This is a genomic window from Xylanivirga thermophila (genome assembly GCF_004138105.1).
In the GTDB taxonomy this organism is placed as follows: domain Bacteria; phylum Bacillota; class Clostridia; order Caldicoprobacterales; family Xylanivirgaceae; genus Xylanivirga; species Xylanivirga thermophila.
In genome coordinates, this window is record NZ_RXHQ01000004.1 from 112,807 (window position 1) to 128,534 (window position 15,728).

General features: G+C 36.4%; 14 protein-coding genes. 1 reads left to right on the forward strand and 13 read right to left on the reverse strand.

Features of this window, described 5'->3' with window-relative positions; all coding sequences use genetic code 11:
* Positions 1–4 precede the first annotated feature (4 nt).
* From recJ to EJN67_RS03840, 13 genes are all read right to left on the reverse strand, one after another.
* Complete coding sequence (gene recJ, locus EJN67_RS03780; RefSeq protein WP_165000714.1) at positions 5–2,482, reverse strand: single-stranded-DNA-specific exonuclease RecJ; 2,478 nt, start codon at positions 2,480–2,482, stop codon at positions 5–7.
* A gap of 77 nt (positions 2,483–2,559) precedes the next feature.
* Positions 2,560–3,447, reverse strand: coding sequence for a protein translocase subunit SecF (secF, locus tag EJN67_RS03785; protein ID WP_129722608.1), 888 nt, complete (start codon positions 3,445–3,447; stop codon positions 2,560–2,562).
* Positions 3,448–3,461: 14 nt separating this feature from the next.
* Positions 3,462–4,694, reverse strand: coding sequence for a protein translocase subunit SecD (gene secD / locus EJN67_RS03790; RefSeq protein ID WP_129722612.1), 1,233 nt, complete (start codon positions 4,692–4,694; stop codon positions 3,462–3,464).
* 55 nt (positions 4,695–4,749) lie between these two features.
* Positions 4,750–6,105, reverse strand: a complete 1,356-nt coding sequence (gene scfB, locus EJN67_RS03795) for a thioether cross-link-forming SCIFF peptide maturase (RefSeq protein WP_129722615.1) — start codon at positions 6,103–6,105, stop codon at positions 4,750–4,752.
* A 99-nt stretch (positions 6,106–6,204) separates the two neighbouring features.
* Positions 6,205–6,342: a six-cysteine ranthipeptide SCIFF gene (gene scfA / locus EJN67_RS03800; RefSeq protein WP_129722617.1), complete on the reverse strand. Its 138-nt coding sequence runs from the start codon at positions 6,340–6,342 to the stop codon at positions 6,205–6,207.
* 161 nt (positions 6,343–6,503) lie between these two features.
* Positions 6,504–6,881: a TIGR04086 family membrane protein gene (locus EJN67_RS03805; RefSeq protein WP_129722620.1), complete on the reverse strand. Its 378-nt coding sequence runs from the start codon at positions 6,879–6,881 to the stop codon at positions 6,504–6,506.
* A 119-nt stretch (positions 6,882–7,000) separates the two neighbouring features.
* A complete protein-coding gene (gene yajC / locus EJN67_RS03810; protein ID WP_129722624.1) occupies positions 7,001–7,318 on the reverse strand; it encodes a preprotein translocase subunit YajC in 318 nt (105 codons plus the stop codon).
* Between the two features lie 87 nt (positions 7,319–7,405).
* A complete protein-coding gene (tgt, locus tag EJN67_RS03815) occupies positions 7,406–8,521 on the reverse strand; it encodes a tRNA guanosine(34) transglycosylase Tgt (protein ID WP_129722628.1) in 1,116 nt (371 codons plus the stop codon).
* A gap of 17 nt (positions 8,522–8,538) precedes the next feature.
* Entirely contained in the window at positions 8,539–9,564 is a 1,026-nt protein-coding gene (queA, locus tag EJN67_RS03820; RefSeq protein WP_129722631.1) for a tRNA preQ1(34) S-adenosylmethionine ribosyltransferase-isomerase QueA, read from the reverse strand.
* A gap of 12 nt (positions 9,565–9,576) precedes the next feature.
* A complete protein-coding gene (gene ruvB / locus EJN67_RS03825) occupies positions 9,577–10,590 on the reverse strand; it encodes a Holliday junction branch migration DNA helicase RuvB (RefSeq protein ID WP_129722633.1) in 1,014 nt (337 codons plus the stop codon).
* Complete coding sequence (gene ruvA, locus EJN67_RS03830; RefSeq protein ID WP_129722636.1) at positions 10,590–11,189, reverse strand: Holliday junction branch migration protein RuvA; 600 nt, start codon at positions 11,187–11,189, stop codon at positions 10,590–10,592. Before ruvA ends, ruvB begins: the two co-directional genes overlap by 1 nt.
* Positions 11,190–11,199: 10 nt before the next feature.
* Positions 11,200–11,694, reverse strand: a complete 495-nt coding sequence (gene ruvC / locus EJN67_RS03835; protein ID WP_129722639.1) for a crossover junction endodeoxyribonuclease RuvC — start codon at positions 11,692–11,694, stop codon at positions 11,200–11,202.
* Positions 11,695–11,805: 111 nt separating this feature from the next.
* Positions 11,806–14,253: a U32 family peptidase gene (locus EJN67_RS03840; protein ID WP_129722643.1), complete on the reverse strand. Its 2,448-nt coding sequence runs from the start codon at positions 14,251–14,253 to the stop codon at positions 11,806–11,808.
* Positions 14,254–14,512: 259 nt separating this feature from the next.
* Here EJN67_RS03840 and EJN67_RS03845 point away from each other — a divergent pair, with 259 nt between their 5' ends.
* A complete protein-coding gene (locus tag EJN67_RS03845; protein WP_129722647.1) occupies positions 14,513–15,727 on the forward strand; it encodes an argininosuccinate synthase in 1,215 nt (404 codons plus the stop codon).
* The last annotated feature ends 1 nt before the right edge of the window (position 15,728 follow it).

The window sequence follows — 15,728 nt, forward strand, 5'->3', positions numbered from 1 at the left end:
ATAACTATGAGCTTTTTTGAAGCCCTGTCATCCAACCTATATAATATTTATATAATATACTTTCAGTCAACGGTCTGCTTGAAGGACAGGGATTGCAAACTATTTTTAAACATTGGGGCTTATCTAAAATATTTATAAAATTGAGTTCTTTAAATACTTCAAGCATTAGTCTAATCTGAAAACCATTTAATTTATACTTAAGCCCTGTGTTAATTTTCTGTGTAAAATGTTTATAGTCTTTCCATATATTATGATCGCTATAGGTTCTAAGCCATTTATACAAATATACAAAATGCTTTCGTTCTACAAAAAAGCAATCCTTCAAATCAGTCTGTGGAGCGGAAGATGATTTTACCACATATAAAACATCTTCCATATCATACCTAGTATCTAAGTTATAATAGGTTTTTATATCCTGCTCCAGCACAAATATCCTTGAATAGTAATGTAGCTGTACCCTATTAATATCTGGAGCCAATACTATGCTATTTATCCCAATTCCATCAGATTCATCAATTTCACCATATGATACATTAACATAATCTATTATATTATCATTTATAAATAGATTAAGTATCCTACCGCCATCTTGGGCATTATTTACTAGAAAAATATTACCTAATTTAGATTTTTTAAAATAATCTATGCATTCATCTAGTGTTATATCTCTATATATAGCATTATGCTGACGTTTTGAAGTATTATGATTATTATACAAGAAATTCGAATAAAAAGCATCAAAAAATTTAAAATAAAAGGAAGCAAGTATACCATCAACATAGCTTTCTCCCCCTATAAGGGGCTTTATAGACTTCACCTGAAATTGCAGCTTGGTCAAACCTCTCCATTCATTTTTTTCTAATATAACCAATATATCATTCTTTACATCTGTCTTTAACATATCATTTAGATGTCCCATTCCGAACGCTATCCCATCCCAGCATCTTTGTCCAAGCTGAATATTGAGTTTTAAATGCCTATTATCCTTCCCTACCATCCAACAATTGTCAATATCAGCATTTTCCAATAAGAAAACTGGGCAAGGATTACCTACACCAAATGGTGCCATCTTTTCTATCTCATTAACCAATCCAAAATTAACATCTCCATTTGACAAGGTCATATCATACGTATATCTTGGGATAAGCATATCATCTGAGATAGCCTCATCAGCATAACGATTAAGCCGCTCCCTTAACAAATCTATATTACGCTCTGATAAAGAAAAACCAGCCGCAAATTCATGGCCTCCAAACCTGTCAAAAAGATCATTACATGTTTTTAATGCTTCATATATATTAAAGCCTTTTATACTCCTAGCTGAACCTACTCCTGATTCACCATCAGTAGATATAAGTAATGTAGGTCTATTATAAAATTCGCTTATTTTAGATGCTGCAATACCTATAACTCCAGGATGCCAATCTCTGCCACCTATGACTATAACATTATCCAATCCCCATTTTTGCATAGTATCTATACTGTTTTTTGCTTCTCTGATTACCTTCTCCTCTATTTCTTGTCTATCCTTGTTATACTGATCTAACATAGTCGCAATTTCAACTGCGTTCTTCATATCATCTGAAGTTATAAGATGAAAACCATGGATTGCTGTATCCATTCTGCCAGCAGCATTCAGTCTTGGAGCCAGGCCAAAAGCTACCTGACCTGCAGAAATATCCTTATCCTTTAAACCACATACCTCTGCTAAAGCTGCTAAACCTATACATGGCATAGTATTTAATTTTTGCAGTCCTTTTGATACTAGTATCCTATTTTCATCTACTAACGGCACTACATCGGCTATTGTACCTACAGCAACAATATCTATATATTGCTCTACAGCCTCTTTTCCCCCCAAAGCATATATAATTTTTGAAGCTACACCTACACCGGCTAATTGATCAAATACACTACCACTGTCCCGTTTAGGATTGATAACTGCATATGCTTCAGGTAATTTATTATCATCTATATTATGATGATCTGTTACTATAATATCAAGATATAGTTCATTTGCATATACAACCTCTTCAAATGCATTTATACCGCAATCCACTGTAATAATAAGATCAGATCCTATTTCTGCTATATGCTCTATGGCATTTTTATTAAGACCATATCCTTCATCATAACGATTTGGAATATATACGTCGACATTTGCTCCTAAACTCTTCAGAAACAAGTACAAGATCGACGTAGATGTTATACCATCAACATCGTAATCACCATATATGGTAATATGCTCATGATTTTTTATAGCTTCATCTATTCTCTTTGTAGCCTTTTCCATATCAGATAATTTAAAAGGATCATCTAGATCATCTAGGGATGGATACAAAAAACATTTGGCTTCATCTATCTCTAATATACCCCTATTAACAAGCAGTCTGGCCATAGTATTTGTTATATTTAATTTCTCGCTTAAATTACATACCAAGTTTTCATTATCTTCTGAACAAACCGGTTCAAAAATAGCCATATGCATCCCCTTATACATAAGTTATATGTACAAAAGCTCCCATTCTCTATGGAAGCTTTTGTATACACAGTTCTTATCTATTTTGATACTGCAAGTTTTTCGTCTGCATCTTCTCCCCAAACAGCCCATAGCGGTCCTGCTATAAATATGGAAGAATAGGTTCCAGATATTAATCCTATTATAAGAGGAAGAGAAAACTCTTTGATAGACTGCACTCCTAATACATAAACCACAGTTATGGTAAACAATGTCGTCAAAGAAGTATTCAAAGTTCTAGGTAGCATTTCATTTATACTCTTATTTACAATATCTACCTTAGAAGATTTCCTACCATATCTCTTTGTATTTTCTCGTATTCTATCGAATACTACTATGGTATCGTTTATAGAATAACCAACAATAGTCAATATAGCAGCAACAAATGAACTGTTTACCTGCATTCTTGTAAGCACTACAAAGGAAAACATAATAAGCACATCATGAATTAGAGCAACTATTGCAGCTACCCCGGACTTTAATTCAAACCTTATCCATACATAGACCAGTATTAACCCCCAGGCAATAAGTATGGATTTTATGGCATTTAGAGTGAGGGCCTTTCCCACTGAAGGTCCTACCATATCTATATTTATATCTTCATTTGCAATGCTATATTTATCCTTTAGTCCCTGTGTAATCTCTTGTTCGATTTCTTGATGATTATCAGTTAGTTTCATACGAATAACCACATCTTGATTCTTGTCCCCTGCATAGGATATATCGCCTTCACCCTCTGCATCAGAGACAATCTTTTGTACATCTGAAATATCGTACTTCTGACCTAAATTTGCATATATTATTGCACCACCAGCAAAGTCTATACCATAATTAAGACCTTGTACTCCTAAAGCTATAAGACCAGCAATTATGATAATCAACGAAACTACTGCAGCATATTTTGATATATGCACAAATTTTATCTCCATCTATATCCCTCCCATTAAGCTCCATATAGTTTTTTGTTGCTCGAATTTAATCCTACAACCAAATGCATAACATATTTAGTAAAAGTAATTGCAGTCAACATACTTACCAAAACACCTATTATAAGGGTTTTTGCAAATCCCTGTATAGGACCTGTACCAAATATCCATAAAACTATACCAGCTATAATGGTAGTTATATTGGAGTCAAATATGGCACTAAATGCCTTATGAAATCCAGAATCTACTGCAGATTTTATAGTCTTCCCCACCTGCATCTCTTCCTTTATACGTTCAAAAATAATAACATTCGCGTCTACCGCCATACCTACTGAAAGAATTATACCAGCGATACCAGGAAGAGTCAGAGTAACCTGTGTAGCTGAAAGTATTATAAGCACCAACAAAATATAGAGGACAAGTGCCATATCAGCTACAAGACCAGGAAGCCTATAGTATATAAGCATAAACAAAAGCACTACAGCTGTCCCTATTAGTCCTGCCTTTATGCTCCGTGTCAATGCATCGGAACCAAGAGTTGCACCTATGGTTCTTATCTCTATCTGTTCTAGTTCTACAGGCAAAGCACCACTTTCTATCAAATTAGCTAACTTTTTAGCTTCTTCTATATTCTCCATACCTGTGATTTGACCGCTCCCGCCCAATATGGCCGTTTGAACTGTAGGAGCTGATATTACATTGCCATCTAGCTCTATCTTTATAGTCTTGCCGATATTATTTTTGGTAGCTTCTCCAAATGCTTTAGCCCCATCCTTATAAAGTTCAAACATTACTACTGGTTGGTTTCCTTCTCCATACCCAGGCTGCGCATTTTTTATATCCTTACCGCCTATAATCTCATTACCTTCTGAATCAATGAATTTCAATACTGCAGGCTTTGACAATATATTAGCTACTTCTCTAGGATCCTTTACACCTGGTATTTCTACCCTTATCCATTTATTACCCTGTTTTGCAATGGTAGCCTCATTTTGATTTTCCTTATCCAGTCTGTTTCTCATAACCCGCATTGCGCCTTCTATTTGAGTATCCTTATTAGGTTCATTAGGATCTACCTTTGCTTCATATATTACATATAGTCCACCCTTTAAGTCAAGGCCTTGTTTAATCTCTTTTGTAACGGGTGATATATCATATATACCAATGGACATACCATTTAATGCAATATATCCTACCAAGCCTATTAGCAGAATAATCACAAAAAGTGAAATGATATTTTTTGTCTTCATCCGCTTCGTCCCCCTTATTGTATACTACTTCGTCATTATATTACTTTAAAGTTTATCAGTCAATAGAGTCGAGCATCTCCAATGCCTTGATGGCCAATGCACACTCCAGTCTTTTCTTTTCCATCTCGCAGCCTAGTTTATATGGTTTTTTTATGCCACCAGTGAAATGATAGCTGTTAGCCACACATCCCCCACTGCAGTAAAATTTAGCCCAACATTTGCTACAGTCTTCCTTGGTAAAAACATTATTACCTCTAAATTTTAACTGCATGTCTGTATCAAAAGTACCTTCATTTACATTACCCATCTTAAAGTTCTTCTCGCCTACAAATTGATGACATGGATATATGTCCCCTTGAGAAGCAACTGCCACATACTCATTCCCAGCACCGCATCCTAAAGCCCTTTTGGCAGCACAAGGTCCTTGATTTAAATCCACTTGGAAGTGAAAAAAATTAAATCCCTGACCTTTACGACGTCTGTTAATATATTCTTTAGTAAGATTATCATAGCTTTTAAATATTCGAGGCAGATCTTCCTCACGTATGCTATAATCCTCTTCTTCAGGAGCCACTACCGGTTCTATGGATATCTGTTTAAAACCACAATCGGCTAAATGCAGAACATCTTGGTCGAAATCTAAATTATGCTTTGTAAATGTACCCCTTACATAGTAATCATTTTGATTTCTAAGTTCAGCCAACTTCTGGGCCTTATCTATGATGGCTTCATAACTCCCCTTACCGTTTAATGTCTTACGCATAGCATCATGTATCTGTGGTCTCCCATCTATACTTATAACAACATTTACAAATTCCTTGTTTATATAATCTATAATTTCATCATTCAGTAGCACACCATTGGTAGTAACTGTGAATTTAAATGTTTTTCCCGTTCTCTTTTCCAGTTCTCTTCCATAGGATACTACTTGTTTGACCACATCAAAATTCATAAGAGGTTCGCCACCAAAAAAATCCACTTCAAGATTTTTTCTATTCCCTGAATGAGATATCAAAAAATCCAAGGCATTTCTTCCAGTTTCAAAATCCAGCATCCCTCTCTCTCCGTTAAATGAACCAGTAGATGCAAAACAATATCCACATCTCAAGTTGCAATCATGGGCAGCATGAAGACACATAGCCTTAACTACTGGTGGACCAGCTACATAGGGAATAGTATCGCCCCATTCAGAATATAGCATATCCTCCTTAATAAGCTGTCTTAATTCATCTATACCTTCTGTCAAATCTTTCTTATCATACTTATGTGATAAGGAAGAAAACACCTTGTCCAATTCAAATTCAGGTCCGTAATCCAGAAGATCCCATATCATGTCATCTATAACATGCACTGCCCCACTATTTACATCTAGCACCATTTTTATGTCATTTACTTCAAACTTGTGTATCATCCAATATCCCCTTTAGCAAAAATTTTATAATATATTGACCAATCATAAAACATATAAGCGATATAGCAGGCAAATCCGCCATATCGCCTATTTAGACAGTTATCTCTGACAGCTTTGATTTGCTACCGTGCAGGAAGTTTTACAAGCTGATTGGCAAGATGCTTGGCATTCTCCGCAACCGCCCTTTGATAAACTCTCTTTTAAATTGCCCTTATGCAAAGTCTTAATATGCTTCACAATAGTCTCCTCCTTCATGTATAAATATCGCATCTATTATAGCATAAAATACCTAGATAAAAAAGTATTTGTTATCATATCCTTTTAATGCGCAAAGCAAACTATTAAACTCGCACGACACTTCCATATGGACTCTAATTTTATGCAAATATAATATAATATTATATATTTACACCTATAATACCACCTATTGCACCTACTATAAAACCTAATAATACGTCTGATAGAAGAATGGAATCAAAACTTACATGATTGCTAAATAATATGCTTATAACAAAAGCCCATACAATATACAACCCGCCCGTAATGGCCCCTTTTATCCAACCTTTATTTTTACTTACTTTAGCTGGCAAAGCTGAACCTATGGCTATACTTATTACGCGGATAACCTGATTTACAGGACCTATAACATCCTCCCCTAGATTGGCGAATTTCATTATTATTGCAAATACTATAAAACATAGTAAAGTTATTATTACAGCCAGTAAAGAGCCTTTAAGAATCAGTAATGTATTATTTACCTGACCATCTCTCTTCATCACTGCCACCCCTTTTTCATTTCCTAGTTCAATTTATGCATTATAAACTAAAAATATGATAAAAGGGAATAATGAATATCAAAAAAGGCCTGCCATATAGCAGGCCCTTGCATTTACCTCTAATCAGAAATAGGCTTTTCTACTTCTTTTATAGCCCATCTCTCTATTACCAGATTGACCTTATCTTTACCCACTTCTATAGTAAGAACATCATCTCTAATACCCACTACTTTTGCACAAATACCACCAATAGTAGTTATGTTATCTCCTACCTTTATAGAATTTAACATTTCAGTAGTTTCTTTTTCCCGCTTTTTTTGCGGTCTGATTATAAAAAAGTACATAATCACAAAGAAAAAAACAAGCGGCATCAAAAGTTGTGCTATAGCTGCACCTGTACTTATTGGCTGGCCCTCGGGATTATTTCCTGTTGGCATAGACTTTCCTCCTTATATAGTTTATTTTTCATATGATTATTAAAACTGCCTATATATTTATTCAACATGCTTGCAAAAAATCCTTTATTAATCAGGATATTTTTTTATAAATTCATTATAAAACTCAGGCAAGCTATCATCCATTATTGACTGTCTTATCTGTTTCATCAAATGGAGTAGATATCTAAGATTATGTATACTAGCTAAAATCGCCCCTAATATCTCTCCCGCCTTTATTAAATGGCGTATATATGCACGGGTAAAATTTTGACAGGCATAGCAGTCACATTCCGGATCCAATGGAGTAAAATCTCTCTCATATGTAGCATTCCTTATCACCAATTTACCTTGACTAGTCATCACCGTACCATTTCTAGCAATCCTGGTAGGTAGCACACAATCAAACATATCTACTCCTCGCATAACCCCTTCTATAAGACAATCAGGTGAACCAACCCCCATGAGATAACGCGGCTTATTGTTTGGCATCATAGGTACTAAATATTCAAGCATATCGTACATCAATGGTTTTGGTTCTCCAACGCTAAGCCCGCCTATACCATAACCTGGCAAATCAAGGGATAATATCTCTTCAGCACTCTTCTTGCGTAGATCCTTATATAGGTTTCCTTGAATTATGCCAAATAAAGCCTGGTCATCCCTGCCATGGGCTTTTTTACATCTCTTCGCCCAATTAGTCGTCCTGTCCACAGCCTCTTTTGCCTGCTCATACTCACATGGATATGGTGTACACTCATCAAATGCCATTATAATATCGGCACCTAGTGCGTTTTCTATCTCCATGGCCTTTTCAGGTCCAATGAAATGTGCTGAACCATCTAGATGGGATTTAAAATGCACCCCCTCATCCTCTATTTGCCTAAGATCAGCAAGACTGAACACTTGAAATCCGCCACTATCGGTGAGTATGGGGCGATCCCAGTTCATAAATTTGTGCAACCCTCCCGCCTCTGCCACTATATTATGCCCTGGGCGCATATATAGATGATAGGTATTTGCAAGTATTATTTGAGCCCCTATCTCTTTTAAATCTCTAGGGGTTACAGCCTTTACTGTAGCCTGGGTACCCACTGGCATGAATATTGGAGTATCAATATCTCCATGTGGAGTATGGAGTTTTCCTACCCTTGCCCCTGTCCTTTTGCATTCCTTTATTAATTCAAATTTAAAATCAAAACCCACCTTGTTCCTCCTTTGTCTTAAAAGATAAACATTGCATCCCCAAAGCTAAAGAATCTATATTTCATATCTACTGCAGTTTTGTATATGGATAATATCTCTTCTCTACTGGCTAAAGCACTTACCAGCATTATAAGAGTAGACTGGGGCAAATGAAAATTGGTTACAAGACCATCTATAATTTTAAATTTATAGCCCGGGTATATAAATATATCAGTCTCACCACTGCCTGCATGTACATACCCATCCTCTCCTCCTATGGTTTCAAGAGTTCTACAGGACGTAGTACCTACGGCTATTACACGCCCGCCTCTTTTTTTAGTATTGTTTATCATATTAGCTGCCTCTTCTGTTACATGATATATCTCAGAATGCATCTTATGCTCCTCTATGTTGTCCACCTTCACTGGTCTAAATGTACCCAATCCCACATGAAGTGTAATATGAGCAATATCTATTCCTATATTATGGATTTCATTTAAAAGCTCTTCAGTAAAATGGAGCCCCGCAGTTGGTGCTGCCGCTGAACCATCATATTTTGCATACACTGTTTGATATCTATCCCTATCCTTGAGAGGTTCATGAATATATGGAGGCAGAGGCATTATACCTATTTTATCCAATACTTCTTCAAAGATACCCTCATATTTAAACTTCACTATACGACCACCTGCATCGGTAGTATCTATAATCTCCGCCTTTAAAAGGCCATCGCCAAATACAAAAACAGTTCCTATCTTGGCTCTTTTACCTGGTTTTACTAATACCTCCCAAATATCATCTTCCTTTTGATTTAAAAGGACAAATTCCATTTTTCCACCAGTATCTTCCCTATTGCCCAAAAGCCTTGCGGGTATGACCTTTGTATCATTTATCACCAAGCAGTCACCAGGCCTTAAATATTCTACTATATCCTTAAAGACCCTGTGCTCTACATTCTTAATTTCCCTGTTATAAACCAGTAGACGTGATTCATCCCTTCTATCGGCAGGATGTTGTGCAATTAGCTCTTCTGGTAAATAATAATCAAAATCCGATACTTTCAAAAACATCGCCACCTATCCTTCATAAGGTATATTAAAATGTTTGTATCCAAGGGGAGTAGCTATCCTTCCCCTAGGAGTTCGGGCAATAAACCCAAGCTGCAATAGATAAGGCTCATATACATCCTCTATGGTATTTGCCTCTTCGCCAGTCGAAGCTGCCAAGGTATCCAATCCCACCGGACCTCCGCCAAATTTTTGAATTATCGTCATAAGCAGCTTCCTATCTATATCATCCAGTCCAAGTTTATCTATCTCCAGCATATTTAACGCCTGTTTTGCAATATCAAGGGTAATTATACCGTCACCCTTTACCTGGGCATAATCGCGTACTCTTTTTAACAGCCTGTTAGCTATCCTCGGCGTTCCCCGTGATCTTGCAGCTATTTCGCAAGCGCCTTCCTTCTGTATTGGAATATCTAGTATATTTGCTGAGCGAATAACTATCTCTGCCAATTCATCTTTGGTATACAGCTGTAACCTATCTATTATACCAAATCTATCCCTCAAAGGTGAAGTAAGCATACCAGCCCTAGTGGTTGCACCTATTAGCGTAAATCGAGGTAAATCCAAACGTATGGATCGTGCGCTTGGACCCTTACCTATTATTATATCCAACGCAAAATCTTCCATAGCAGGATATAAAATTTCTTCTACACTGGCATTTATACGATGTATTTCATCTATAAAAAGTACATCCATGTCCCCTAAATTGGTAAGTATGGCTGCCAAATCTCCTGTTCGCTCTATAGCAGGTCCTGATGTAATCCTTATACCTACTCCCAATTCGTTAGCTATTATATTTGCCAACGTAGTCTTTCCGAGCCCTGGAGGTCCATATAATAGCACATGATCGAGGGCCTCTCCCCGCTCCTTAGCCGCTTTTATAAATATATTCAGTTTTTCTTTGGCCTTTTCCTGTCCTATGTATTCCCCAAGAGTCCTAGGCCTTAGATTTTGTTCTACTTCCTGATCCTCTACCAGCATAGTAGAGGATATAATGCGATCCTGCAATCTACTTCCTCCCATTATTTAAGGTTGTTTAAGTTCTTAAGGGCCATCTTTATCAATGTAGCAGTATCCCTATCTTTAGTGTCTATACCCTTAAGGGCACTTTGTATCTCCGGCCTGCCATATCCTAATACACTAAGCGCTTCCACTACTTCAGACAGTGTACCATTCATATCCATTGACTGTACATCGGCGTTTTCATTGATTAAAAGCTCATTATCTATCTTGTCCTTTAATTCAAGTATAATCCTTTGAGCCGTCTTCTTTCCTACTCCTGGTGCCTTCGTAAGCATCTTTACATCTCCTGTTACTATGGAGAGGGCCAGCTGATCAGGGTTTAAAGTAGACAGTATAGCCATTGCCCCTTTAGGTCCTATACCTGATACGGTGGTAAGTTTGGTAAAAAGGTTTTTTTGTTGTTTGTCTATAAAACCATAGAGCTCCATAGCATCTTCCCTAACTATCAACCTGGTATATATCTTTATCATCTCTCCCGCCTTAGGAAGCCTATCAATTATTGATTGGGGAACAGTAATTGCATACCCCATGCCTCCCACATCAATAATTATCTCATCTTCGCCTACCTCTTCCAACACGCCGTTTATATATGCAAACATAAATAATCTCCTATTCCCTTATAAGTTTTTCCTGGGTGCCATATGAATGGGCATGGCAAACGCATATCGCCAAGGCATCAGCCGCATCGTCAGGTTTTGGAATGCACCTTAACCCTAATATCATCTTGACCATCTGCTGTACCTGATTTTTATCCGCTCGGCCATAGCCTACTACTGCCTGTTTTACCTGCAATGGTGTATATTCAAAAAGTGGTATTCCCTTTTTGGCGCCGGCCAATACTGCTACCCCCCTAGCATGTCCTATTGCTAAGGCAGTCTTAACATTTTTATTAAAAAAAAGTTCCTCTACCGCTATTGCATCAGGCTTGAACCTATCTATAAGCTCAACAACGCCATCATATATATTTACCAACCTGTTTTGCATCTCCATACCTGCTGGAGTAGTTACTGTGCCAAAATCTATTACCTGCATTTGATGGTTTTCTACCTCTACCACTCCATACCCCAATATAGCCATACCAGGGTCTATTCCCAATATAATCATATAATATGAAATTCACCTTCATCATCAAATATTTGCTATAGTGCTATAATAAATATTATGTCTTTTATCCCCATATGTCAATAAAATAAATCTTATACTTTAAATTTACCTCTACTCCACCCCTCTGAAAAAATGTCCCCTGGTAAAACCTGCTTCCTGTATTCTAGATACAATACCCTTCATATCATCTGGTATTTCAGCTTTAGGATTATCTAGCATAAACCTATGCAATCTCAAAATATTAGCCACATCCTCCTTATCCATTTCAAACCCATATATACCGTATATATCCACCTCTGTCCTTAGCATATCCTTCGTTTTATCAGCAACAAATAGTATTTTACTATTTAGTATCTCTGTATAGCATCTATAGATGCCTGTCCTCCTTAGGGGAAACTCAGCATTTTTTCTATCTATAAGTCTAAAATCCCCTTGCTTTAATGAGCAAGTCTTACAATCCTTTTTATCATTACCTACTGGGCAATGTTCTGTAATCATAAGGGGTATGCGACCAAACGTTATAATTTCACAAGGCATTTGTGCAATACTAGTTATATCACGAATCTCATTTATATTTAATTCTGGAGACAATACTACACCTTTTATCCCCATATCCTCGAGCAGCCTTATCGAGTAATTATTAAAAACATTCAATGAAAAATCAACAATAATGTTATTTATTCCCCTATGCTGCAAAAATTCTATCATACCAATATTACCTGCACCATATTGATCAAACATGGACCATATATCCACATCAAGATTATTTAGAAAATTTATATCTTCCATTCTAGTAATCCTTGGCAGCATTAGCCTTGTTACGATACCTTGCGCCTTATAAAGATTTAATATCTCTTTTAAGTATCCAAAGTCAAATCTCCAATTATTGGGGCAAAGCACTATACCGTCTACTAGTTCTAAGATATTTTTATCATCTATAAGTTCATCTGTATAAAGGAAAAGATTGGGCTTTTTTTCCATCCCTTTTTCACCAATTGTATTTTGCTTATTCCCATCATTATTATCATTGCAGTAAATAGGCGTAGCACTTATTATCCGTTTTTTTATAAGTTCATCAGTAGCCATGCGCCTTAATTTGTTTATTTCCGATATGGGCATAAAAATATTTTTATCCGCATCAATATCAATATCCATAAGCTCAAATGGCGTATCTCCAAGCTTTGAAAGCTGCGCTACTATGTCATCCATGGTAACAGGCCTTTTTTTAGCAATCTCAACGTATTGGCTGCTCTTACCTATACCTGTAATATGCTTATCATCCGTTATAAACAGTGTTGCCCTCTCACCTATTTTAAATCTACCTGTCATAGAAATAGGTATTTTCCTACCATAGTGATTCTTAAAACTTTCCTTAGCAAAACTTAACTGGGATATGGAAGACGTCCTCCATATCTTTACGCCCCTTTTAAGGCGTTTTTTCGTTTCTATGCTGACTTTTTGGCCAGCTTGGGCTATATTTACATCTCGGTCTTCTACTCGTATACACGATACTGTTTGACCACAATTTTTCCCATCATCTATCCAAAATTCTATACCATCACCTATTTGGATAGTATTCTTGAGACAAATATCTATCCAGTCTTTTTTTTGATTTTCCACATCTCCTAAGTATAGACCCCAGTTATTTGGTTTTTGATTGCATATCATATCTCGGTTTTTTGTACCGAAATAATATCCGTTGCTGAAACCGCCTCTGTTAAAAATCTGCATAAGTTCTTCTTTACCCTTACTAGAATAATCACTATCAAGCATTTTTCTATACTCCCTAGTAACTACAGCTACATATTCAGGTCTTTTCATCCGCCCTTCAATTTTTAGCGAAGTAACTCCAGACTTTATAACGTCACTAAAAAAATCATAGCTACATAGATCCTTTGGACTCATCAAATAGCCCTCTGTTTTTAGCTTTTTTTCTTTATTATATTCTATAAGTCCATATGGCAACCTACAAGGTTGTGCACACATACCTCGATTACCACTCCTCCCGCCTATCACGCTGCTCATTAAACACTGGCCTGAATAGCATATGCATAAAGCACCATGTATAAATATCTCAAGTTCTATATCGCTATGGTCTGATATATAACTTATTTCATCTAATGTAAGTTCTCTTGAAAGTACCACCCTTTTAAATCCTAAATTTTGGAGCATTTGCACCCCTTCAATATTGTGTACCGTCATTTGGGTGCTTCCATGCATAGGCAACCCTGGGAAATCGCGGGAAATTATATGGGCAACCCCTAGGTCCTGTATAATAATCCCGTCTATATGATTAGCATAGAGAAATTCAATATATCCCCTTAACTTATCTAACTCCTTAGTTTTTATCAATGTATTCAATGTTATATATACCTTTACTCCATATAGATGTGCATAGTCTATAGCCTTTATCATAGACTGCTCGTCAAAATTATTTGCATATTGTCTTGCGTTGAATTTATTTCCACCTATATAAACAGCATCTGCTCCATTTTGTACCGCTGCAACAAGTGCATCAAAGCTCCCTGCGGGAGCTAAAAGTTCAATGTTTTTAGGCATCTAAAATTACCTCCGATTATTTTTATCAATATTCATTCATACAGACATTTGTATTGTACAGTATCTTCCATATCTTCACAACCTTTTTCCCTGCCTTTTTTTAATTCATAATATGAAAATAAATAATACAAAAATCTATTTATACCATTAAATCATTGTAGTTATTATTTATAGATTAAAAATTTTTATTATATATTGTTGCATATTTATTCATTTAGTTGTATAATTATGTGTATCATCAGTTATGGAGGTTTTTTATATGTCTAAAAAAGAAAAAGTAGTATTAGCCTATTCTGGAGGATTGGATACATCCATTATAATTCCCTGGCTAAAGGAAAACTATGATGTAGATGTAATAGCAGTGGTTGGTGATGTGGGGCAAGGGGATGAGCTGGAACCATTAAAGGAAAAGGCTATAAAAAGTGGGGCCAGCAAGATATATATAGAAGATTTGAAAAAGGAATTCGTTGAAGACTTCATATTTCCTGCCTTGAAGGCGGGAGCTGTATATGAAGGTAAATATCTATTAGGCACTTCCCTAGCCCGCCCAATAATAGCAAAGCGTCTAGTAGAAATTGCAGAGAAGGAAAATGCTGTTGCAATTTGCCATGGTGCTACCGGAAAGGGCAATGACCAGGTGAGATTTGAACTAACAATCAAGGCACTAAATCCTAATATAAAAATAATTGCTCCCTGGCGTATATGGGATATAAAATCTAGAGATGATGCAATTGATTATGCAGAAGCAAGGGGAATTTCCATACCTGTAACCAAAAAACATCCCTATAGCATGGATAGGAATTTGTGGCACCTAAGCCATGAAGGGGGAGATCTTGAAGATCCATGGAATGAACCCAAAGAACACATATGTCTCATATGTACTCCTCCTGCAAAAGCACCTGACAAATCTGAATATGTAGAAATAGAGTTTGAAAAGGGCATACCTACCAAATTAAACGGTATAGCCTATGATGGTATATCTATCATAGAAAAATTGAACCAAATAGGTGCAAAACACGGCATAGGCATATCTGACATGGTAGAAAATAGACTCGTAGGCATAAAATCTAGAGGTGTATATGAGACGCCTGGAGGCACAATATTATATAATGCCCATGATTGTTTAGAGAGCATAACACTGGATAAGGACACATTCCATTTTAAGAAATATATATCTCTAAAATTTGCTGAACTGCTATATGACGGTAAATGGTATACACCCTTAAGAGATGCGATATCTGCATTTATAGACAGCACCCAGCAAACTGTAACCGGTACAGTTCGATTAAAATTATACAAAGGCAATATAATACCTGCAGGAATTAAATCTCCCTATTCCCTATATAGCGAGGAGCTGGCTACCTTTGGAGAAGATGAACTGTATAATCAAAAGGATGCCGAAGGATTTATAAACCTATTTGGATTACCCCTTAAAGTAAATGCAATGATGAAACAAAATATACAAAAGGACTGAT

Coding starts and splice junctions, on each gene's coding strand:
- EJN67_RS03845 (WP_129722647.1), top strand. CDS start 14,513: ATGTCTAAAAAAGAAAAAGTAGTATTAGCCTATTCTGGAGGATTGGAT.
- yajC (WP_129722624.1), bottom strand. CDS start 7,318: ATGCCAACAGGAAATAATCCCGAGGGCCAGCCAATAAGTACAGGTGCA.
- recJ (WP_165000714.1), bottom strand. CDS start 2,482: ATGGCTATTTTTGAACCGGTTTGTTCAGAAGATAATGAAAACTTGGTA.
- EJN67_RS03840 (WP_129722643.1), bottom strand. CDS start 14,253: ATGCCTAAAAACATTGAACTTTTAGCTCCCGCAGGGAGCTTTGATGCA.
- secF (WP_129722608.1), bottom strand. CDS start 3,447: ATGGAGATAAAATTTGTGCATATATCAAAATATGCTGCAGTAGTTTCG.
- scfB (WP_129722615.1), bottom strand. CDS start 6,105: ATGATACACAAGTTTGAAGTAAATGACATAAAAATGGTGCTAGATGTA.
- secD (WP_129722612.1), bottom strand. CDS start 4,694: ATGAAGACAAAAAATATCATTTCACTTTTTGTGATTATTCTGCTAATA.
- ruvB (WP_129722633.1), bottom strand. CDS start 10,590: ATGGGAGGAAGTAGATTGCAGGATCGCATTATATCCTCTACTATGCTG.
- EJN67_RS03805 (WP_129722620.1), bottom strand. CDS start 6,881: ATGAAGAGAGATGGTCAGGTAAATAATACATTACTGATTCTTAAAGGC.
- ruvC (WP_129722639.1), bottom strand. CDS start 11,694: ATGATTATATTGGGAATAGACCCTGGTATGGCTATATTGGGGTATGGA.
- ruvA (WP_129722636.1), bottom strand. CDS start 11,189: ATGTTTGCATATATAAACGGCGTGTTGGAAGAGGTAGGCGAAGATGAG.